Origin of the sequence: Marinobacterium sp. xm-m-312 (assembly GCF_013283295.1) — a bacterium.
Classification (GTDB): Bacteria; Pseudomonadota; Gammaproteobacteria; order Pseudomonadales; family Balneatricaceae; genus Marinobacterium_E.
Window position 1 is genome coordinate 172,877 of record NZ_WBYS01000002.1, and the last position, 22,385, is coordinate 195,261.

At 49.9% G+C, this 22,385-nt stretch carries 20 protein-coding genes; 11 read left to right on the plus strand and 9 right to left on the minus strand.

The annotated features are described in order from the left end of the window. The first annotated feature begins 3 nt into the window (after window positions 1-3). Both XMM312_RS03465 and XMM312_RS03470 read left to right on the plus strand, forming a co-directional pair. The gene (locus XMM312_RS03465) at window positions 4-783 is read left to right on the plus strand and encodes a trimeric intracellular cation channel family protein (protein ID WP_371739685.1); all 780 of its coding nucleotides are present in this window, start codon (window positions 4-6) and stop codon (window positions 781-783) included. Next, window positions 780-2,009, plus strand: coding sequence for an MFS transporter (locus XMM312_RS03470; protein WP_173483086.1), 1,230 nt, complete (start codon window positions 780-782; stop codon window positions 2,007-2,009). Before XMM312_RS03465 ends, XMM312_RS03470 begins: the two co-directional genes overlap by 4 nt. Before the next feature lie 56 nt (window positions 2,010-2,065). Here the strand turns inward: XMM312_RS03470 and glcF are convergent, their stop codons facing one another. From glcF to XMM312_RS03490, 4 genes are read right to left on the minus strand one after another with little or no spacing between them, the layout of a single operon-like run. Continuing rightward, complete coding sequence (glcF, locus tag XMM312_RS03475) at window positions 2,066-3,274, minus strand: glycolate oxidase subunit GlcF (RefSeq protein ID WP_173484634.1); 1,209 nt, start codon at window positions 3,272-3,274, stop codon at window positions 2,066-2,068. An 11-nt stretch (window positions 3,275-3,285) separates the two neighbouring features. Continuing rightward, complete coding sequence (gene glcE, locus XMM312_RS03480; protein ID WP_173481330.1) at window positions 3,286-4,350, minus strand: glycolate oxidase subunit GlcE; 1,065 nt, start codon at window positions 4,348-4,350, stop codon at window positions 3,286-3,288. Further along, entirely contained in the window at window positions 4,343-5,854 is a 1,512-nt protein-coding gene (locus tag XMM312_RS03485; protein ID WP_173481331.1) for an FAD-linked oxidase C-terminal domain-containing protein, read from the minus strand. Before XMM312_RS03485 ends, glcE begins: the two co-directional genes overlap by 8 nt. 30 nt (window positions 5,855-5,884) lie before the next feature. Continuing rightward, window positions 5,885-6,313: a heme-binding protein gene (locus tag XMM312_RS03490; RefSeq protein ID WP_173481332.1), complete on the minus strand. Its 429-nt coding sequence runs from the start codon at window positions 6,311-6,313 to the stop codon at window positions 5,885-5,887. Between the two features lie 222 nt (window positions 6,314-6,535). Here XMM312_RS03490 and XMM312_RS03495 point away from each other — a divergent pair, with 222 nt between their 5' ends. Together XMM312_RS03495 and XMM312_RS03500 are read left to right on the plus strand one after the other, a co-directional pair. Then, a complete protein-coding gene (locus XMM312_RS03495) occupies window positions 6,536-7,279 on the plus strand; it encodes a FadR/GntR family transcriptional regulator (RefSeq protein WP_173481333.1) in 744 nt (247 codons plus the stop codon). A gap of 8 nt (window positions 7,280-7,287) precedes the next feature. Beyond that, the gene (locus XMM312_RS03500; protein ID WP_173481334.1) at window positions 7,288-8,745 is read left to right on the plus strand and encodes an MFS transporter; all 1,458 of its coding nucleotides are present in this window, start codon (window positions 7,288-7,290) and stop codon (window positions 8,743-8,745) included. A gap of 42 nt (window positions 8,746-8,787) precedes the next feature. On the opposite strand, the gene XMM312_RS03505 is transcribed toward XMM312_RS03500, so the two are convergent. After that, window positions 8,788-9,438: an HAD family phosphatase gene (locus tag XMM312_RS03505; protein WP_173481335.1), complete on the minus strand. Its 651-nt coding sequence runs from the start codon at window positions 9,436-9,438 to the stop codon at window positions 8,788-8,790. A 121-nt stretch (window positions 9,439-9,559) separates the two neighbouring features. On the opposite strand from XMM312_RS03505, the gene XMM312_RS03510 reads away from it, so the two are divergent. The 5 genes from XMM312_RS03510 (at window position 9,560) to XMM312_RS03530 (ending at window position 13,613) form a co-directional block, all read left to right on the plus strand. Beyond that, window positions 9,560-10,741 (plus strand): acetyl-CoA C-acyltransferase family protein, encoded by a 1,182-nt coding sequence (locus XMM312_RS03510; protein WP_173481336.1) that lies wholly within the window; start codon window positions 9,560-9,562, stop codon window positions 10,739-10,741. A gap of 100 nt (window positions 10,742-10,841) precedes the next feature. Continuing rightward, window positions 10,842-11,036, plus strand: a complete 195-nt coding sequence (locus XMM312_RS03515) for a YqaE/Pmp3 family membrane protein (protein WP_173481337.1) — start codon at window positions 10,842-10,844, stop codon at window positions 11,034-11,036. 74 nt (window positions 11,037-11,110) lie between these two features. Continuing rightward, window positions 11,111-11,611: a thiol peroxidase gene (gene tpx / locus XMM312_RS03520; protein ID WP_173481338.1), complete on the plus strand. Its 501-nt coding sequence runs from the start codon at window positions 11,111-11,113 to the stop codon at window positions 11,609-11,611. A 140-nt stretch (window positions 11,612-11,751) separates the two neighbouring features. After that, window positions 11,752-12,738 (plus strand): aldo/keto reductase, encoded by a 987-nt coding sequence (locus XMM312_RS03525; RefSeq protein ID WP_173481339.1) that lies wholly within the window; start codon window positions 11,752-11,754, stop codon window positions 12,736-12,738. Window positions 12,739-12,740: 2 nt separating this feature from the next. Next, entirely contained in the window at window positions 12,741-13,613 is an 873-nt protein-coding gene (locus tag XMM312_RS03530; RefSeq protein ID WP_173488714.1) for an MBL fold metallo-hydrolase, read from the plus strand. A gap of 8 nt (window positions 13,614-13,621) precedes the next feature. Here the strand turns inward: XMM312_RS03530 and XMM312_RS03535 are convergent, their stop codons facing one another. From XMM312_RS03535 to XMM312_RS03550, 4 genes are read right to left on the minus strand one after another with little or no spacing between them, the layout of a single operon-like run. Next, a complete protein-coding gene (locus XMM312_RS03535) occupies window positions 13,622-15,793 on the minus strand; it encodes an OsmC domain/YcaO domain-containing protein (protein WP_173488715.1) in 2,172 nt (723 codons plus the stop codon). Window positions 15,794-15,832: 39 nt separating this feature from the next. Beyond that, window positions 15,833-16,243 (minus strand): PaaI family thioesterase, encoded by a 411-nt coding sequence (locus XMM312_RS03540; RefSeq protein ID WP_173481342.1) that lies wholly within the window; start codon window positions 16,241-16,243, stop codon window positions 15,833-15,835. 12 nt (window positions 16,244-16,255) lie between these two features. Continuing rightward, window positions 16,256-17,536: a M18 family aminopeptidase gene (locus tag XMM312_RS03545; protein WP_173488716.1), complete on the minus strand. Its 1,281-nt coding sequence runs from the start codon at window positions 17,534-17,536 to the stop codon at window positions 16,256-16,258. Continuing rightward, window positions 17,536-18,072 carry an FKBP-type peptidyl-prolyl cis-trans isomerase gene (locus XMM312_RS03550; RefSeq protein WP_371731459.1) on the minus strand — a complete coding sequence of 179 codons (537 nt, stop codon included), beginning with the start codon at window positions 18,070-18,072 and terminating at the stop codon, window positions 17,536-17,538. The genes XMM312_RS03545 and XMM312_RS03550 overlap by 1 nt, the downstream gene beginning before the upstream one ends. Window positions 18,073-18,181: 109 nt before the next feature. Here XMM312_RS03550 and XMM312_RS03555 point away from each other — a divergent pair, with 109 nt between their 5' ends. Beyond that, window positions 18,182-20,233 carry a carboxy terminal-processing peptidase gene (locus XMM312_RS03555; protein WP_173488717.1) on the plus strand — a complete coding sequence of 684 codons (2,052 nt, stop codon included), beginning with the start codon at window positions 18,182-18,184 and terminating at the stop codon, window positions 20,231-20,233. A 398-nt stretch (window positions 20,234-20,631) separates the two neighbouring features. Then, window positions 20,632-22,305 carry a 30S ribosomal protein S1 gene (gene rpsA, locus XMM312_RS03560; RefSeq protein ID WP_173481345.1) on the plus strand — a complete coding sequence of 558 codons (1,674 nt, stop codon included), beginning with the start codon at window positions 20,632-20,634 and terminating at the stop codon, window positions 22,303-22,305. Window positions 22,306-22,385: the final 80 nt, after the last annotated feature.

Consider the following 22,385-nt stretch of genomic DNA (forward strand, 5'->3'; position numbering starts at 1 on the left):
TGAGTGAAAGAATGCACAATTCATACCAACACTGACCCATATAAATATGAGTCCGATTGTCGCACAGATAAGCTTGCATCCATAGAGAGCAAAGGGAGGCTTTTGTTGTTTAGTCAGCCACTACTCGCTGCCGAGTTTCTAGGGACGGTTGTATTTGCTATCACCGGTGCCTTAGCCGCCACCGGTAAGCGCATCGACATCTTTGGCGTCATGGTATTAGCCGTCGTCACTGCGGTAGGTGGAGGGACTATTCGTGACCTAACCATCAACAACGGCCCCATCTTTTGGCTTGAAGAGACCTGGTATATATCAACGGCACTGATTGCGGGTCTCGTGACCTTTATCTTAGCGCGTTATCTTCGCTACCCGCGCCGACTGTTGCTGATATTCGATGCCGCCGGTATCTCACTTTTTGCAATCATCGGTGCGCAAAAGGCCCAGATGGCTGATCTATCGCCCCTACTGGTCGTCATGATGGCCTGTATCACAGCCGTTGCAGGCGGCCTTATCCGTGATGTGCTAACCAATGAAGACCCGATGATTCTTGGCGGTGGCGACGGCGAACTCTATGCCACCTGCACCATACTCGGTGCGATGGTATTTGTATTAGGCGAAGGTTACGTCGACCCGATACTCCTCTCCTACTTGGCAATGTTAGTCATTTTTCTAACCCGACTGGCCGCCATATTTGGCAATTTGCGTCTGCCAAAATTTATTGATGCAGGCCATAGATTAGAGAGTCATGAAGAGGCCAGAAACCCCTCTAAGGATTCAGACCAGTGAGTGACACCAGGCTATTAAAACAGGGATTATTTGTTCGGTTCCTCACCAGCCAACTCACCTCCGGCATGGCGATTCAGATGATGCTGATCGGCTTGGGCTGGCAGGTCTACCTGATGACCGAAAGCGCTATGGCGCTTGGCTGGGTTGGTCTGGCGCGTTATGTACCTCAGATTCTGTTTACGCTGCACGCAGGCGACATGGCCGATCGATACGATCGTCATAAGGTGATGATTTGGAGTCGGGTGCTGCTGTTAATCACCATTGGTGCGCTCTCCTTAACCAGTTTCACTGAGACCATTACAGAAGGGATCATCTACATAGCCTGTTTCATGCTGGGCGTCTCTAGAACCTTCAGCATGCCTGCGGGGCAAGCGATGGTGCCGAATCTGGTGCCGCGCCAGCTTCTGACCCAAGCGATGACACTGACCGCTTCAGCTCGTGAGACCATTACAATTATTGGTCCGGCTTTAGGTGGCGTCATCTATATTTTTGGAGCCGGCACACTCTATGCCACTAGCATGCTGTTCGTCTTAATATCGATTGTGACGCTGTTTGGCATGAAAGATACAGCCATCAAACGGGACCGAAGCGAGCAGCGTCGCAAAGAGTTGTTTGAGGGCTTTGTCCACGTCTGGCGCAACAAACCGGTATGGGGATCGTTAATGCTCGATACACTGGCGGTTCTAATCGGCAGCGTTACTGCTCTTCTACCGATGATTGCGCACGATATATTACAGACCGATTCAGTCGGTTTAGGCCTGTTAAGAAGCGCACCAGCGGCGGGGGCCGTTGCGATGTCGTTCTTGCTTGCAAAATACCCGATTCAACGACACTCCGGGCGTTGGCTCTATGCGGCCGTCTGGGTCTTTGGCTTGGGCACTCTGGTCTTCGGTTTCTCTGAAGTGATGTGGGTATCGCTGACCGCTCTGTTTGTTCTTGGCGCCGCCGATATGATCAGTGTTGTGATTCGCTCAACACTGGTTCAGGTTGAAACACCCGATGAGATGCGCGGACGGGTCAGCGCGGTTAACTCACTCTTTATTGCAACCTCCAATCAACTGGGTGAATTTGAATCAGGTGCACTTGCCGCCTGGATTGGTGCGGTCCCCTCCATTCTATTTGGTGGCTTTGGCACCCTCGCCCTGGTAGCACTTTGGATTCCGCTCTACCCCACTCTTTGGAACCGAGATCATCTCGTCACACCCGAATCCGAAACTGAAAAATAGAAGCAGTGACAAATAAATAGGGGCCTAACAAGGCCCCTTTAATAGTGACTGCGATCTTATCGATCCAACAGTTCAATCCAGTGATTAACCGGTACCGGCGAAGCTGTCTCAATGTGTAACTGACACCCAATGTTCGCGGTAGCGATCTGTGTCGGTTTATCCCCTGTCAGTGCCTCAACCTTATTGGCTAGCAGCTTTTGACTGATCTTCGGCTGAAGAATCGAGTAGGTGCCCGCGGAACCACAACAGAGATGCTTATCCTTGGTCTTGGCCAGATCAAAGCCCACTTTCTCGAGTACTTTTTCTACGGAGCCGCTCTGTTTCATAGCGTGCTGCAAGGTACAAGGACAGTGGAACGCGATCTTTTCACCATCAGTATTGGGAGCAAGTGGTGACAGATCTTCAGCCAGCAGCACCTCACTGATATCTTTTGTCAGCTCACTCACACGCTTGGCCTTCTCCGCGTAGTCTGGGTCATCTCTTAATAGATGCCCGTACTCCTGAACCATGGCACCGCAACCAGACGCGGTCATCACAATGGCTTCACAACCCCCTTCAATCGCTGGCCACCAGGCGTCAATGTTCTTGCGCATCTCATTAAGACCCGCTTCGTGTGCCGACAGGTGGTAATTCACCGCTCCACAGCATCCAGCTTGTGGTGCTTCAACCAGAGTGATTCCTAGCTTATCCAGTACCCGAGCCGTTGCCGCATTGGTATTGGGTGCAGCACTGGGTTGAGCACAACCGGCAAGAGCCATCATAACTCGAGCATGACGTTTGGCTGGCCAAGGAGAGGCTTTACGTTTAGGCGGGACCTTCTTACCCAGAGCGCCAGGTAGAATCGGTTTAAACACCTGACCTACTTTTAGTAGCGGACCAAAGCGGTTAGCGTGAGGCAGAACCTGTTTCAATCCCCAGCGAACCACTTTTTCCGTAACAGGGCGATCCAATTTCTTCTCAACAATGCCACGACCTATATCAACTAGACGTCCATATTGAACGCCCGATGGACAGGTCGTCTCACATGAACGACAGGTCAGACAGCGATCTAGGTGTGTCCGAGTTTTTTCGGTCACCTCATCGGTCTCCAACAGCTGTTTGATCAGATAGATTCGACCACGCGGGCCGTCTCGTTCATCATTCAACTCTTGGTAGGTTGGGCACGTTGCTGTACAGAAACCACAGTGAACGCAGCTACGCAGAATCTCTTCCGCCTCTTGTCCTTCGGGCGTCGCTAGGAAGGTTTGAACTATATTCGTTTTCATTGCACTGACTCCTACAACCAACCAAACGCACGGCCGGGATTGAATACCCCCTGCGGATCGACAGACGCTTTAATGCGTTGTTGCAGAGCCTGAATTGATGGATTAACCGGATGAAGTACCTCGTCAGTACGATCACCTCCGCGGTAGAGTGAAACCTGTCCACCAGCACTCTCTGCTAGCTCCACCATACGATCGAAACTGTGATCACCGGCATACCAGCGCTCAGCGCCACCCCAGTTGATTAATGAATCCCCTTCGATGGGTAGGACATCCGCACTGCCCTTAACGGAGAAGCGCCAGACTTTTTCCGCATTGAATAGGGCTGGTTTCTGATCTTGCAGATCCGCCCAAAGAGCCAAGGCAACCTCTGGAGCCAGTTCATCACCACCCCAAATTTTTGCAGTCGCATCAACTGCTGAGGCTGCACCTGCCAGACGAACAAACAATTCTCCGTTGTGCCAATAAGCCGCTGTAATCGGCTTTGGCTGACCTGACATGGAGTTCATGCGCTGTATCGCTTCGGCTTGATCCATTGCGAACTTCAAAGTGCGGGTAGTCGCTGGTTTAGGCAGTACTTTTAGAGAGATCTCGGTCATTAGGCCTAATCCACCCATCGCACCCGCTTGCAGACGCGAAAGATCGTAACCGGCGACATTCTTCATCACCTGACCACCAAACCGCAGCTGTTCCGCTTCGCCATTGATCAACCTGACGCCTAATACATGATCACGAATGGATCCGTACCAAGGGCGCCCCGGACCTGAGACGTTAGCGGCCAATGTACCACCTAAGGTTGCTTTGCCACCGAAACGTGGCGGCTCACAGGCCAGCATCTGATTGTGTTCAGATAGTGCAGACTCAATCTCTGCAAGTCTGGTACCGGCACGTGCGGTCATAACGAGCTCAACCGGTTGGTAGCTAACAATGCCTGTGTGACCACTGACATCGATGGTACGATCCGTCTCGATCTGACGTCCCATAAAGGCTTTACTGCCACCCGCTGAAATAGCCAGCGTCTCTTTAGCCTCAACCGCATCACGGACTTGGCTAATCAATTCATTGGTTAAATCAGACACGGAACTCTCCTGCATCAGTATTGCTATTGGCGCTAACCTGAGCATTGGGCGTTAGATCAAGATCCAACGAACGGTACTCCTGACAACTTCTCAAGGTCGGTATACCTTTACCGGGATTAAGAAGCTCTTTGGCATCAAAGGCACGCTTCACTTTGTGGAACTGCTCGATCTCTGAATCACTGAACTGAGCCGGCATTTGACGGAGTTTTTCATAGCCTACGCCGTGCTCGCCCGTGATACAGCCGCCCACCTCAACACAGAGTTCAAGAATTTTGCCACCGAACTCTTCGGTGCGCTCCAGCTCACCCGGTACGTTCGCATCAAAGAGAATCAGTGGGTGCAAGTTGCCATCGCCGGCATGGAAAACGTTGGCCACACGCAGACCGTAGTGCTCTGACATTTTCTGCATCTCGAGCAGCACATGCGTTAGCTGACCACGCGGAATCGTCCCGTCCATGCAGTAGTAGTCTGGTGAAATACGTCCAACGGCTGGGAAGGCTGATTTACGCCCAGCCCATAGACGTGCACGCTCCTCTTCACTTTGAGATGTGCGAACCGAGGTGGCTCCCAGTTCACGAAACAGCGTTTCAACCGCTTCAATATGCTCCGCCACCTCTTCATCGGTGCCATCGACCTCACATAGCAATAGAGCCTGAGCATCGACGGGGTAGCCCGCTTTGGCAAAATCTTCAGCCGCTTTAATGGCAAAGCCATCCATCATCTCAAGACCGCCAGGAATGATACCCTTAGCAATGATCTCACCGACGGCATCACCCGCTTTGGGTACCGAGTCGAATCCTGCAACCACTACCTGAGCACGCTCAGGTTTTGGCAGCAGCTTCACTCGCACTTCGGTGACCACACCCAATAGCCCTTCGGATCCTGTGAACAGCGCCATCAGATCCATACCACAGCTATCAAGACCTTCTGAGCCGATGGTTAGCAGCTCACCTTCCATCGTCAGGAACTGAACACTTAACAGGTTATGCACGGTCAAACCGTATTTAAGGCAGTGGACACCCCCTGAGTTTTCAGCCACGTTACCGCCAATGGTGCAGGCTATTTGCGACGAAGGGTCTGGACCGTAATAGAGATTGTAATCACCTGCCGCTTCACTAATCGCTAGGTTGCGAACACCCGGTTGAACGCGAGCCGCTCTAGCGTCAGTATCGATCTCGAGGATCTTATTGAACTTCGCCATCGATAAGACCACGCCATCACCATGAGGCATAGCACCGGCACACAAACCGGTACCTGCACCACGAGCTACCACAGGGATGTTCTCTTCGTGACAAATTTTAAGAACCTTCTGTGCCTGCTCTACCGTTGATGGCAAAACAACGATCAACGCCTCTTCGCAATAGGCTGAAAGGCCGTCACACTCATAAGGCTTTAACGTTTCGCTGTCACTGATGACGTAGTGCGAATCAATGAACTCATTAAATCGCTGAGCAATGCGTTGACGCTTAGCAACACGATCCGGGCTAGCCACTGCACTCTGCATACTGATCTCCGACCCCACTCTGGGTACTTTTTATTGTTGAGTCTGCTGTTGCCAGTACTCTATACCAGCTTGAGCACACTCCATATCCTGCATTGGTGTACCAGAACTCAATCCGATGCCACCAACTACTTGTCCATTTGACTCCACGGGATAACCGCCGCCCACAACACACAGACGTCCACCCATCGAGGTGTGAATACCAAACACCAACGAGCCGGGTGTACATGCAGCGTTGTACTCGTGCGTCGCTTTGCGAGCAGCCGCTGCGGTGTAGGCTTTGTCTTGAGCGATGGTTACACTGGTGGTTTTACCGCCATCCATACGTTCAAAAGCGATCAAATTCCCTGACTCATCTGTTATCGCGATACACATAGGTACACCAATCTCATTAGCTCGGTTTCGAGCCCCTTCGATTAACAGACGAGCATCTTCAATATCTAAGCGTTTCAGTTCGAGCATAAGTTCAACCTCTTAAATTGGAGTAGTAGACAGACCAATAGAGCGATGCTGTCACAAAAACTTACGCAGCTGTCTACTGGTATGACCACTTGAAATCAAACCACTGATTTGATGGTCACTCACTCGATGAAACGTTTATGCATTCAAACCCAGATGGGGCTTGCGTTTCAATTGATGGCGTGGAAAACTGGTCTGACCAATCCATACCGAGATGCGAAATAGATGAGCCAATCTGCAAGCAGCGCTGTTAATGAAGTCACTCAATATCTGCAAAAATTGATTGCTGATGGTGAGTTAGGACCGGAGAGCAAGATCCCGTCTGAACGATCCCTCTCTGCACGTCTAGGTGTGTCGCGTACCATTGTTCGAGAGGCACTGCATATACTCTCGGGTAAAGGGATCATTGAAACGCACCACGGTAGAGGATCATTTGTCTCCTGCGCGGTCACCAGTTCAGAAAACAAGTCCGCTCTGATCAATCTGTTTGGTCAGGATCCCAAGGCTGTACTGGAAATTCTTGAGGTCCGTGAACAGCTGGAGGGGCAAGCTTGCTTTCTAGCCGCACAACGAGCGACCGCTCGCGATCAGTATCGCATTCGTGAGGCGTTCAAGAAGATGGAGTCGGTAGCCCCCGATTGGGATGCCAACTTGGACCATGAGTTTCATAGACGCGTGATCGAGGCATCCCACAACTCGGTATTGATACACACCTTGTCAAGTTTGAAGGATCTGACGCTGATTAGCATTCAAGAGGCTGTTAGAAACTTCAACCAGAAAGGGGGCTTTAAGCAGGTGGTCGATAAACACCACAGCGAAATCTACCAGGCAGTGACCACAGGACAATCGGCCTGGGCTCGATCGGCTGCCATGGACCACGTTCGACATGTGCGAGAGGCCTTAAAAGTGCTGTTTGATGTCGAAATGAAGCGGCTAAACGATTTTCAAAACTCCACCTCTGGCAAGTAACGCCCAATATGCGCCTAATATTTATCTCTCTTCTGGCTCTATTCATGAGCCTGATGCTTGTAGCGTCTGGCAATGCCTATTTGATGTCGCTGATTGGCGTTCGTTTGGGTATGGCGAATACACCGCCAACCGAGATTGGTTGGATCATGACCTTCTACTCTATCGGGTTTGTGATTGGCTCAATCTTTGCTCAACGGCTGCTGATCAGAGTGGGACACATTCGGGCATTCTCGACACTGGCCAGTCTTGCCGCGATGGCCGCTCTGCTCTACCCCTTCGCTGAGGATTTTTGGGTTTGGAGTCTACTCAGGATTATCGGCGGGTTCAGCGTTGCTGGTCTATTCATTGCGATAGAGAGTTGGTTTAGCGCCGTGGCTAGCGACAACAACCGCGCTACCCTATTCTCTCTGTACACCATTGCAGCCTATTCAGCGGCAGCATCAGGGCAGGTCATTCTCGGCCACTCCTCTGGCCTGCAAATATCCACAGCCTTCATCATTGCGGGGCTTCTACTGATCGCAGCCGTCATCCCTCTCTCTGCGTCACGCCTTCAATCACCGCCCCTAGAGACTGCAGAGTTCATGTCACTGCAGCGACTCTGGCGTAAATCGGCGCTGGGGCTTTTTTCAGCATTTTGTGGCGGGCTGTTGATCGGTTCGTTCTACGCACTGGTTCCGCTCTATGCCACATTGAGCGACATTGCAACGGATCAAATTGCTACCTTGATGTCGATATCGGTTATGAGCGCGATGCTGTTCGCTTGGCCCATTGGTTGGCTTTGTGACCGCGTCACACGAAGCAAAGTGTTAACGGCAACCGCCCTCGTCGCAGCTCTAGCAGCTCTGGGAGCATCACTGTTTGGTTCTGATCAGTTTGTGCTGCTGATTCTTTCGACCTCACTGTTCATGGCGATGATTGCGGCGATCTACTCAATAGCGGTAGCGATTACCAACGACTTGATTCGCAGTGAGGAGCGTGTTGCCGCCTCCTCGACACTGATGCTGAGCTATGGCCTTGGCAGTATTGCAGGGCCACTGTTAGGCTCAATGCTACTGGGCTCTTTTGCACCCGGTTCGTTGTTCTTGGGATTCGTGGTTATTCTGCTGATGCTGGTCGTGTTTACACTATTCAGACAGGTACAAAAACCACCCGTACCGATCGAAGAGCAGGAGCAGTTTATCCCTGCGATGCCAGAAACACAGGTCATTGCAGAGTTTGACCCTCGTACCGAGGATCTACCCGACACTGCGATTGAAGAGCTATTCCCAGACGAAGTGGTTGAGGCGGTACAAGGGGTTAATGAAACGGATCAGCCCGTTTACTCTATAGTTGAGAGCGACTCACTGACCGATGAAACTCTGGAGCCATTAGAGGGCTTGGCGGAACAGAAGTCTGAGCACAGTTTCGATATCCATGAAGAGGCTATTCAAGCACAGGCAGAGGAAGCCTCTTCACAGAAACCCTAGGGAGCCTGAGATGTCATGGACCTATTCGTAGGCTCCCTAAAATTAGCCTAGGTAGCTAAACCCACCTTGACGATAATAATCATGCAGATCGGTCATCGATTCAAAGGCATGATTCGCAATCGACAATTCAGATCTTGGTGGGAAACTCTCCGGCACAACAGCCACCGACATCGAAGCTGCTTTACCGGCAATCGTTCCATTGACAGAGTCTTCGATGATGAGCACTTGCCAAGGATCAGCACCGATCCGTTTCGCGGCTTGTAGGAACACCTCGGGGTGAGGTTTAGATAGTCCAATCTCTGAGCCTGAGGCATAGACAGTGATCGGTAAGTTATGAGTCTTAATCACCGCTTCAATCAATCTAATCGCCGAACTGGAGGCAATCGCCATTGGAACGGCATCGGCTTGAAGCTGGTCGATGAATGCCATTACCCCTTTCATCAACGGCAGTGTCACCAACCGTTTTTCCATCTCCGAAATGACTTGGTCAACCATCTCTTCAACCACCAGGCCTTTCTCTGGGTAGAGACGGTTCATCTTGGTCATGAAATCAAAGGTCGTTGCGCCGGCGTGTTTTTTGAGCTCTTCGATCTCCATATGGATACCAAACTTAGCCAACACCTCCTGTTCCACAAGCTTCCACTGCGGTTCGGAATCGACCAACACGCCATCCATATCGAAAAGAACAAACATAAACACCTCAAATTTTTTCTTGATTATAACTATCAATTAGTCGACTTGGTCATGTATTTGTAGCGATAACCCTATATATTGTCGGAATACCAAAATTAATTGTGCATAAGGAGATATGCAGATGACACGTGAAGTAGTTGTTCTAAGCGCAATGCGTTCACCAATCGGTGCTTTTGGTGGCAGCCTAAGTTCTATGGAGCCAGCAGAGCTAGCGGGCACTGTTATGAAAGAGGCGGTTGCACGTTCTAAAGCGGATCCCGAGAAGATCCACTACGTGACGGTTGGTAACTGTATTCCAACAGAATCACGCTACCCCTACGTTGCACGTGTTGCCTCTATCCAGGCAGGTCTACCTATGAACTCAGTTGCGATGGCTGTTAACCGCCTATGTGCTTCAGGCCTTCAAGCGGTGGTATCCAGTGCTCAACAGATCGAGCTAGGTCAATGCGACTATGCTGTTGGCGGTGGTGTCGAGGTGATGTCACGCGGTACTTACATGGCACCTGCTATGCGTACCGGTGCTCGCATGGGTGATACTGGCATGATTGACGCGATGGTGTCCGTTCTGACCGATCCATTTGGCGCTGGTCACATGGGGATCACGGCTGAAAACTTGGCGGAAAAATGGAACATCTCTCGTGAAGAGCAAGATGCGTTCGCGGCAGAGTCACAACGTCGTGCTGAAGTAGCGATTAATGAAGGTCGATTCAAAGATCAGATCGTTCCAATCACACTGAAGTCTCGCAAAGGCGAAACTGTGTTTGATACGGACGAACACCCTAAACCAGGTACGACCGCAGAAAAACTGAGCGGCATGCGTCCTGCATTTAAGAAAGACGGTACTGTTACAGCAGGTAATGCTTCAGGCATCAATGACGGTGCAGCCTTCCTTGTGCTTGCAGATGCTGAAACCGCTAAAGCAAACGGTGAGACACCTATCGCTAAGATCGTCTCTTACGCGGTTGCCGGTGTACCTAACCACATCATGGGTGAAGGCCCTATCCCATCATCAAAAGCCGCACTAGAGAGTGCCGGCCTAACCATTGATGATATGGATGTGATCGAATCTAACGAAGCCTTTGCCGCTCAAGCGATTGCAGTCTCTAAAGGTCTAGGTCTTCCTGCAGACAAAACCAATCCGAACGGTGGCGCTATTGCATTAGGCCACCCTGTTGGCTGTTCCGGTGCTTTCATCGCGACTAAGGCGATTCACGAGCTGCAACGTACTGGTGGCAAATACGCGCTAGTAACCATGTGTATCGGTGGTGGTCAGGGTATCGCTGTCATCTTCGAACGAATCTAATCGTTGGAACATTAAAAAAAACCGGCAGTAGCCGGTTTTTTTTGGGGCAATTTTTAAACTTTGTACTACTGTTAAGATATCTAAACCAAAAGGAAATCTTATGAGACTGTTACTTGCCCTGCTTCTACCTTGGCTGCAATTTTTTACCATCGGTCGCCCTATAGCGGGAATCTTCTGTTTAATACTTCAGCTTACATTGATTGGCTGGATCCCAGCTGCCATCTGGTCAGTCTACGCACTTAGCCAATATAAGACTGACAAAAAAATCAAACAGGCAATCACTGCCTCTGAGTAATTAAATCCAAGTGTCTGCCGCTAGCGTAATGAGTATACCTATAACTAAATCACTCTATATAATGAGGTAATAACATGGTTCAAATTACGCGACGCGGAGATATTTTACATACCTATGGAGATGTTCCTGCTGCTGGGAGCGACTGTCCAGACTTTACACTCACAGCTGCCGACCTGTCTGAGTTCTCTCTGTCTGACCTCGCAGGCAAAACGGTTGTTTTGAACATCTTTCCGAGTATCGATACTCCAACCTGTGCCACCTCAGTCCGCACGTTCAATGAGCAGTTGGCGAGTCATGATGGCGTTGAGGTGATTAATGTCTCAGCAGACCTACCGTTTGCACAAGCACGTTTCTGTGGTGCCGAAGGTCTAGAGAGGGTCAGTAATGCATCCACCTTCCGTAACCCAGAGTTTGGTAAAAGCTTTGGCGTCGAAATCATCGATTCAGGTATGCGTGGGCTTCTGGCTAGAGCCATTGTGGTGATTCGTGATGGCAAAGTACTGCATTCAGAACTGGTTCCAGAGATTGCGCAACAGCCTAACTACGATGCCGCTCTAAACGCTGCAACAGCCTAACCTCAATAACGGTGCCAGAGTCCATTCTGGCACCGAATCGTTTTTCTTTTTTCGAATACCTAATTCCCCTTTTCGAGTTCACTCGTCCGCACTAACTTGTTAATCTTCTGTACAAATTGACTCATTTTTAAGGATTTTTCATGAGCAAACTTGAGATGCTACGCAATAACCCAATCGGTTTGGGTTGTATGAACATGTCACACGCCTACAACACCCCGGTATCAGATGACGAGGCGATCAAAGGGTTTCGTGAAGCCTTTGAGATGGGCTACCGCCATTTTGATACGGCGACCTTATACGGTGGCGGCAAAAATGAGAAAGTTGTTGGCGAAGCGCTCAAGTCGGTCCGCGATGAGATCTTTTTGGCATCAAAATGTGTTCTCTACATCGACCCTGAAAAAGGTAAAGCACTAGACGGCCGCCCTGAAACCATCAAAGCACAGTGTGAAGCCAGCTTAAAACGCCTTCAAACAGATCAAATCGACCTCTACTACCTGCACCGTCGTGACTTTGACGTTCCAATTGAAGAGAGTGCAGGCGCCATGGCTGACCTTATCAAAGAGGGTAAAATTGCGAGCTACGGTCTTTCAGAAATGTCAGCTGACACCTTGCGAGCCGCCCATAAAGAGTGCCCCGTTGCCGCTATCCAAACTGAGTATTCACTTTGGACTCGCAACCCAGAGATCGCGGTTCTCGACGCCTGCCGTGAACTAGACGTTACCTTCGTCGCCTTCAGCCCACTGGCACGTGGCTTTTTAAGTCTCACAATCGACAACTTGGACGAACTGGCTGAAAAAGACATTCGCCGTGCCATGCCACGCTTCTACCCAGAGAACTTTGAACAGAACAGAGCGCTACTGAGTGACTATGTTGCCATTGCTGAGCGTGCTGGCTGTACCCCAGCGCAATTAGCGCTGGCCTGGATCCGTGCAAAGGATCCCTCGATTGTTTCGATTCCAGGCACTCGCTTTGTCGAGCACATGCGTGACAACCTAGGCGCAGCCGATGTCACACTGAGTAGCGACATTGTTAATGAGTTAGAACAACTCATTAACCGCGATACCGTGGCCGGTGAGCGCTATAGTGCCGGTCAACAAACTGAGATCGACACCGAAGAGTTTGCTTAATCATGCGTAGCATTACCTCGATAGAGGGGAATACACAGAAGCTGGATGGCGGTTCAATGTTTGGTAATGCGCCTCGCGCGTTATGGCAACGCTGGATAGAGCCTGATGAGCTTAACCGTATTCCCTTAGCCTGCCGCGCCATGCTGGTTCAGGAGAGCAGCCCAAAACGTAACATCTTGGTTGAGACTGGCGTTGGCGCATTCTTCAGCCCCGAGATGAAAGATCGCTATGGTATTCAAGAGCAAGAGCACTGCCTGATCAAAAATCTTCAGGCTGAAGGTGTCTCCCACGAAGAGATCGACATTGTTCTATTGACCCACCTCCATTTTGACCACGCAGGCGGGCTACTGTCTGAGTGGCAAGAGGGTGAGGATCCTTACCTGCTCTTCCCAAATGCGAAATACTTAGTCGGTGAAGTCCAATGGCAGCGCGCAAACGACCCTCATGCTCGTGATCGCGCCTCTTACATACCTATGTTGATCAAACTGCTGGAGGAGTCAGGTCGATTAGAGATCATTCCTGAGGGCCAACAGTCAGCAACACTGGGAGATGGCTGGACACTGCATGAGAGCTCAGGGCATACACCCGGCCAAATACTGCCAGAAGTCGAGATGCCAGAGGGACCGGTCGTTTACCCTGGGGATCTTATTCCCGGCAGCGCCTGGGTTCATCTCCCCATCACCATGGGCTATGACCGTTTTCCAGAGCAGTTGATTGATGAAAAACGACAACTGCTTGAAGGGCTTGAAAGTCGGGGTGGACGTTTACTCTTTGTACACGACCCTTTTGTAGCGATGGGTCGTGTGGCCAAGGATGCTAAAGGCAAGTATTCGGTTGAACAGACCAGTAAACAGGTTAGCGCTCTCAGTAACTGAGGGCCTAACTATTTAGAGGCACGCCATTGATGCAGTTTCTGATAGCTCTGTATCAGTCGTTGATGGCGCTCTAATCCCGTGAGCTGCATACCGACTGGCTCAAGACCATAGAAACGAATTGTTCCATTCACCGAGCCAACCACAGCCTCAATCCGATCTTTACCAAACATGCGGGTAAAGTTGTTTAGATAGTGCTCAAGGGCCATATCTGAATCTAACTCCACCTCAATGACAGCATCCATTGCACGATAGAACAGCGCGCGATCTAGGGTGTTATCGTTGTACTGCAAGAAGGCCTCAACCAACTCTTTAGCCTGAGGTAACTGACCTAGTGCTAGGTGAATCAGCAGTTTTAGTTCAAGAATGGTGAGCTGCCCCCAGACGCTGTTCTCATCAAACTCAATGCCGATCAACGTGCGGATATCAGTGTAGTTATCCAGCTCGCTCTCTTCTAGACGAACCAGCAACTCCTCTAGGTCTTCATCACACAACTCGTGCAGACAGAGAATCGCCTCGCGAAACTCCAGTGATTTATTGGTGTTATCCCAAATCAGATCTTCAACGGGATAGACCTCAGAGTAATCTGGGACCAGAATTCGAACCGCCGGTACACCCAGGTCATCATAGTTCGCTTGATAGGACTCTTTACCCATCGACTCCAGAATACCAAACAGCCTGTCAGCCTCCTCTCTGTTGGTACCTGAGAAATCCCAATCCACAAATTCGTAATCAAAGGCGTCACTGAAGAAGCGCCAGCTCACAACACCACTGGAGTCGATGAAGTGCTCAACAAAGTTATTCGGTTCAGTCAGCTCATGTGAGTTAAAGGTCGGTGGTGGCAGGTCGTTTAACCCTTCAAAGCTGCGGCCCTGCAGCAATTCAGTCAGGCTTCTTTCAATAGCGACATGCAGACTGGGGTGGGCACCGAACGAGGCAAACACACCGCCCGTTTTAGGGTTCATTAGCGTGACACAGGCGACTGGGAACTGACCGCCCAACGAGGCATCTTTAACCAAAACAGGAAAGCCCTGCTCTTCTAGCGCCTTGATGCCCTCCACAATACCCGGCCAGCGTTCAAGCACCTGCGAGGGCACATCGGGAAGCGCAATCTCCTGCTCAAGAATCTGACGTTTAACCGCACGTTCAAAAATCTCAGAAAGACACTGAACCTGAGCCTCTTCAAGGGTATTGCCGGCACTCATACCGTTACTCAAAAAGAGGTTTTCAATCAGGTTCGATGGGAAGTAGATCGTTTCACCATCCGATCGACGCTGGAATGGTAGAGCGCAGATCCCCCTATCCTCATTACCAGAGTTGGTATCGATTAAGTTAGAGCCACTTAAATCCTGATCAGGGTCGTAGATCTCAAGAGTGTACTCATCCAATAACCCCTCTGGGATATCATCCTCTTCTGTCAGTTCAAACCAGCATTCATCTGGGCGGTGGACAAACTCTGATTCAGCCAACTCTTGGCCAAAATACTGATCGTTGTAGAAAAAGTTACAGGAGAGTCGCTCTAAAAACTCACCCAAAGCAGAGGCCAGTGCCGCCTCTTTTGTGGCCCCTTTACCGTTGGTAAAACACATGGGAGAGGCCGCATCACGAATGTGCAGTGACCAGACATTGGGGACAATGTTGCGCCAGGAGGCTACCTCTATTTTCATCCCCAGATCAGCAAGAATTTGTGTCATCTTTGCGATGGTCTGTTCAAGTGGCGCGTCTTTACCTTCAATGAAGGTTTCACTGTCGGTAGCAATCGCTAGTAGAGCTTGGGCATCCTCATCAAGACTGTCGACGACCTCTATCTGGAACTCAGGACCCTCTTGCACGACTTTTTTCACGGTACAACGTTCAATGGAGCGAAGGATACCGGTGCGATCTTTATCACTGAGATCTTCTGGCAACTCAACACTGATTTTGAAGATCTGTTTGTAGCGGTTCTCAGGATCGACAATGTTGTTCTGAGCAAGACGGATATTATCGGTAGAGATGCCTCGCGCTTCGCAGTAGACCTTTACGAAATAGGCAGCACACAGCGCTGATGAAGCCAAAAAGTAGTCAAATGGACCGGGAGCTGAGCCATCGCCTTTGTAGCGAACGGGCTGATCGGCGATCACGGTGAAGTCGTCAAACTTCGCTTCTAGGCGTAAGTTATCGAGGTAGTTAACTTGAATTTCCATGATCGACCAATCCTTGTCGTTGAGTCTGTTTTAAAGGCCTTACTTTGCCGGTATCGAATAGGTTGCTGTAACGTGCGCCACCATCGAATCTTCATCACCCGAGTAGATGTAACACTCACCAACCCCGTTTCTTCGACCAACGCGAAGTACACGTGCACGTGCCAACATATCAACGGGCTTAGGCTTACTTAAGAAGTTGATGTTTAGGTTACCGGTCACGGTCATCGGCGATGGGCCAATCTTAGTTTGCAACGCAGACCAGATGGCCACATCCGCCATCCCCATCATGGTTGGACCTGAGACCGTACCACCTGGACGCAAATGACTATCTTCAACCGTTAATCGCATCAATACCCAACCATCTCCCGCCTCTTCAACGGCACCAAAGCCTTCACCTTGCGGAAAGTGGTTTGTTAAAAAATCATTCAGCTCTTGAACCGTTTGTAACACGTCTAAATCCTCTTACACTCTGGCTTTATCGTAGTAGTGTTGCAGAATCAGATAGAGCGAGTGTGCATCCTCACTGCCGCATAACTCACGAATTGAGTGCATACCAAATTGCGGGCAGCCGATATCCACAGTACGAATACCGACTTCCGATGCGGTAATCGGACCAATCGTGCTACCACACCCCATATCAGATCGAACCACAAAGCTCTGTACTGGCACATTTACATCCTGCGCAATGGCGCGGAAGGTTGCACTGGTTTCACTGTTGGTGGCGTAGCGCTGATTAGAGTTAATTTTGATGACCGGTCCTGCATTAATCAGCGGACCATGATTCTCGTCATGTTTATCGGCATAGTTGGGGTGCACACCGTGGGCATTATCGGCGGAGATCATCATGGAGTGGCTAATCACACGGTTACGCTCTTCGTTGTTCGGCAAGAGTCGCTCTAGCCACTGGGCCAACATTGGGCCTTGAGCACCACAGGCACTCGCACTGCCTACCTCTTCGTGGTCGGTACAGACCAAAACAGCGGCCTGCTGACCATCACTGTCGAGTAGAGACTGCAAACCGATGAAACAGCTCAACAGATTATCCAAGCGAGCCGAGGCGATAAACTCTCTGTTCAATCCCACCATTGCAGGCGTTTGAACATCGTAGAAAGAGAGTTCGTAATCTAGAACCTCCTGGACCTCTGTCACCCCCTGTTCAAGCAATTTAGATTTCAATAAGGCTCTGAAATCATGCTTCTGTTCCGCCTGGCCTAGCAGTACAGGGAGGTGAAGTTGTGGGTTAACCGTTCGATCTTTATTGGCCTCGCGGTCTAGGTGAATCGCAAGACTTGGAATCGTCGCGATCGCCTCTTTAAAATCGATTAGCGAGCTGTCTAAAGAGCCATCGGTTTGGCGATAGGTCACTCGACCAGCCAATGACAAGTCGCGATCAAACCAGGGGTTCAACAGCGCTCCGCCATAGACTTCAACGCCAAGCTGCAGATAGTTTTGTCGGTATAGCTCTGGCGTCGGCTTGACGCGAAGACAGGGTGAGTCGGTATGAGCGCCCACCATTCTAAATCCTGCATCAAAGTTGCCGGTATGACGCCAAGCGATGATCGATGAACCGTTACGACGAATAAAGTAACTCTCGCCAGTGACAGGATTCCAGGCTTCGTGTTCCAACAGCTCTTTGAAGCCAGCATGACTTAAGCGATCTGCCATCTGCTGCGTGGCATGAAAAGGGGTTGGACTATCTGCTAAAAAGGTCAGTAGATCTTGGTTAAAACGCTCTTGTTCCATTACTGTTTCTCCGCACCCTTCTCGAGTACTTCTATTAACCTAACATCAAATATCAAAGCTGAATTGGGTGGAATTTCACGACTGGGACTGCGCGCGCCGTAGGCCAAGTCAGCAGGAATGTAGAGCTCATATTGAGCCCCCTCTTTCATTAACCCCAAGCCTTCTCGCCAACCTTTAATCACCTGATTGAGCGGGAATTTGATCGGCTTTCCGGCTTCGGTCTTATCGAAGACACCGCCATCGACACGGCGACCTTCATATTCAACCAGTACAACACTGTCGTACTCTGGCTGCTTGCCCTGTCCTTCGGAAATGACACGGTACTGCAGTCCCGACTTACGAACAATCACACCCGGCTTTTGACGATTTTCAGCTAGGAAAGCCTCCCCTGCTTTGCGAGTATCGTCATTCAGTGCCTTCTCTATTAGCTCTTTTCGAAACGCCTCTTTATCTTCGATCTCGTCACGGTCAGAGGCGCTATCACAACCGGCCAACATCAGAGAAAAAATCGCTAAACCCGCAATTCGCAAAACCACCGCAACCACTCCCGCGTAGTAAAAGAAAGTTATTTTACATCATGAGGAGAGCTGGCCTAAACTGCTCTCTATTAGATTTTTACTTTTATTGCGATTTTGGAGTGTTGGGATGCGAGCGTTACAGCTCTTTTTGGTTTTATCATTATCGATAGCGACAGGAGCACAGGCCTCTCTTAAGCCTGAGGCCGTCCACTCGAATGCCATTCAGTCGCTGGTCGCGGGATTGGAATCTCATCACTACCGTGAACAGGCCGTCGACGATGAACTCTCTGAGAAGCTCTTCAACAACTTCTTTGAAACTATCGACCCAACAAGAAGCTACCTACTGCAGAGCGATATCGACTCTTTAGCTCACTTCAAGCGCACTCTGGACGACGACATGCGCTCCGGCAATCTAACCTTTGCATTTGCCGCCTACGAACGCTTTTTGACCCGTTTTCAGGAGCGCACAGAGCAGATGATCGACGTTCTAAAATCGGACCAAACATTTGATTTCACTCTAGACGACAGACTTCCGATCAGTCGTGAAGAGAAACCTTGGTTTCAATCGAAAGGCGAACAGGATCAATACTGGTCACTGCGTCTTAAAAGCGCCGTGTTAAATCTAAAACTTTCTGACAAGAGTGTTTCTGAAGCTAAAGAGACACTGATCAAACGTTACGAATCGCAACTTAATCGTGCACTGCAGACCAATAGCGAAGATATTTTTCAATCATATGCTAATGCCTTGGCACGTCTTTACGACCCGCATACCGCCTATTTTTCACCCGCGACCTCAGAGAACTTTGAGATCAACATGAGTCTATCACTTGAAGGGATCGGCGCTGTCCTGCAGAGAGAAGATGAGTTCACCAAGATCGTTAGTCTTGTACCGGCGGGCCCGGCCGATAAGAGCGGCCAGCTGAAACCTGCCGACCTGATCGTGGGTGTCGGACAAGACATGGATGGTGAGATCGAAGATGTGGTGGGTATGCGCTTGGATGATGTCGTTGACAGGATCCGTGGACCTAAAGGATCCATCGTACGCTTAGAGATCATCCCATCCACTTCGGCTGACAAGAGCACACGCAAGATCGTCAAATTAGAGCGACAGCGTGTAAAGCTTGAAGAGCAAGCGGCCAAGTCTCGGATCATGGAGGTTGAGCGTGACGGCAACATCTATAAAGTTGGCATCATCGACATCCCAACCTTCTACATCGATTTTGCTGCCCTTAGAAAAGGGGACAAGGATTACCGCAGCACGACTCGTGATGTAGCGGTACTGATTGAAGACCTCAAGCAACAGGGGGTTGATGCTCTGGTTGTTGATCTACGCGAAAACGGAGGTGGCTCACTGCGAGAGGCCAATGAACTGGTGGGTCTATTTATTAGCCGTGGTCCAACCGTGCAGATTCGTGATCTTGAAGGTCGGGTCGATGTGCTGGGCGACTACAACCCAGAGACCACTTGGACTGGACCCTTGACCGTTGTGATTGATCGACTCAGTGCATCGGCTTCGGAGATCTTCGCCGGTGCCATACAAGATTACCGCCGAGGGCTGGTCGTTGGCAGTCGCACATTCGGTAAAGGGACTGTGCAGACTCTTCAACCACTGCGTCATGGGCAGCTAAAATTCACAACCGCAAAGTTCTATCGTATCTCTGGTGAGAGTACTCAGCACCAAGGGGTAGCTCCAGATATCGAGTTTCCATCGATGTTTGATCAGAGCGAAATCGGTGAAAGCGCTCTCGACTTTGCCCTACCTTGGGACAAAGTAAGGCCTGTTCGTTATGGCAGCTACTCATCACTCGATCGTTGGGTTCCTGAGCTGCAAAACCGCCATACTCAAAGAACGCAAACTGATCCTGATTTTCAGCACATGCGTGACACCATCGCCTTGATCAATGAGCAGAAATCGATGCAGTGGCTACCGCTTAATGAGGAGCAGTTAAAGTCCCAACGCGATCAGATGGAGCAGGCTCAAATCGTTCTAGAGAATCAGCGTCGCATGGCAAAGGGTGAACAACCTATTAAGACGCTTGATGAGCTACTGACAGAGACAGCACCCGGTGAAGAGATCACTGATCCCGACAGTGAAGCCGTGCTTCGCGAAGCCAGTGAGCTGAGCATCGATATGATCGAGATGTTCTTCCAAGAGGATCAGTCTCGTTTGGCGGGTTGATAGCGGAATGTGAGATACGATTCGCTAAGCGAATCTTTCGCGGCTTGCCCTTCGGGCAATTCGCTCCTACAGCAGGACTTCGGAAAAAATTATCTACGTAGCTCGACTGTAGGAGCGAATTGGAGCGCAGCGACAAAACGCGATCAAACCGCTCTAGCGATTTGTAATTCTTTCCCCTTCTTCTCGAGACTATTCCCAACCGCTGTCCACTGCTCAAAAAAACACCAATTCCGCTTTGCACACCGCTGACACTCCTGTATAATTTCGCCCTCTTTATAACTCCGTCAGCTTGCATCCATCAGCTTAGCAAGTCATCGGAGATGACGATGAACCGACCCTATGAAGCTGATGTCATAGGCTAGTGTGCCATCCCCTGGCACCCAAAATAGGACACTTTCATGAGCGAAAGCTTTGCTGAACTGTTTGAAGAATCCCTCCAAGAACTTGCGATGACTCCAGGTACCCTAGTCACTGGTACTGTTGTTGATATCGATGCTGATTGGGTAACTGTTAACGCTGGTCTTAAGTCTGAAGCGGTTATTCCACGCTCTCAGTTCCTTAACGATGCGAACGAACTTGAAATCAACATTGGCGATGACGTTAAAGTTGCACTAGAAGCTGTAGAAGATGGTTTCGGTGAAACTAAACTTTCTCGCGAGAAAGCGAAACGTGCAGAAGCATGGGAAGTTCTTCAGACTAAGTTTGAAGCGGAAGAGATCGTAAAAGGTTACATCTCTGGCAAAGTTAAAGGTGGTTTCACTGTAAACGTCAACAACATCCAAGGCTTCCTACCAGGTTCATTGGTAGACGTTCGCCCAGTACGTGACGTTGATCACCTAGAAGGCAAAGAACTTGAATTCAAACTGATCAAACTTGATCAGAAGCGTAACAACGTTGTTGTTTCTCGCCGCGCAGTGCTTCAAGAAGCTAACAGCGCGCAGCGTGATGAGATCCTTGCTGATCTTGAAGAAGGCCAAGCAGTTAAAGGTTACGTTAAGAACCTTACTAACTACGGTGCGTTCATCGACCTTGGCGGCGTTGACGGTCTTCTACACATCACTGACATGGCCTGGAAACGTATCTCTCACCCAAGCGAAATGCTAACTCCAGGTGATGAGATCGACGTTAAGATCATCAAATTCGACAAAGAGAGCGGTCGTATCTCTCTAGGTCTTAAGCAGCTATCTGAAGATCCATGGGAAGCGATCAAGAACCGTTACCCAGCAGGTACTCGTGTATCAGGTAAGGTTACAAATCTAACTGATTACGGCTGTTTCGCATCTCTAGAAGATGGCGTAGAAGGTCTAGTACACGTTTCTGAAATGTCTTGGACTAACAAAAACATCCACCCATCTAAAATCGTTCAGGTTGGTGATGCTGTAGAAGTTATGGTTCTAGACGTTGATGAAGAGCGTCGTCGTATCTCATTGGGTATCAAACAGTGTACAACTAACCCATGGGCTGCATTCTCTGAGCAGTACGCTGCTGGCGATAAAGTATCTGGCACAATAAAGACGATCACTGACTTCGGTATCTTCGTTGGTCTAGACAACGATCTAGACGGCCTAGTACACATGTCAGACATCACTTGGGAAGCTGATGCTGAAGCTGCACTTCGCGACTACAAGAAAGGCGACGAAGTTGAAGCAGTTATCCTGTCTATTGACGCAGAGAAAGAGCGTATCTCTCTTGGCGTTAAACAGCTAGAAAGCGACCCATTCTCTGAGTTCCTAGCGGGCCACGAGAAAGGCGCAATCGTTACTGGTACTGTTACAGCAGTTGAGCCACGCGCTGCTACTGTTGAACTTGCTGAAGGTATCGAAGCTGTTCTTAAAGCATCTGACATCGCTGCAGAGCGCATCGAAGACGCTACAACTGCTCTAAACGTTGGCGACAGCGTTGAAGGTAAGATTGTAGGTGTTGATCGTCGCAACCGCGTTATCACCTTCTCTATCCGTGCGAAAGATCAAGCTGAAGAGAAAGCTGCTCTTAAAGCGGTACAGAACGCTGAAGTTGAAACTGCTGGTCCAACGACTATCGGTGACCTTATCAAGCAGCAGATGGGTCAGTAATCCTAAGATTACCGACACACTGAAAAAGAGCGCTTCGGCGCTCTTTTTTTTGGCTATTTGATTGCTATATTGAACCTCAA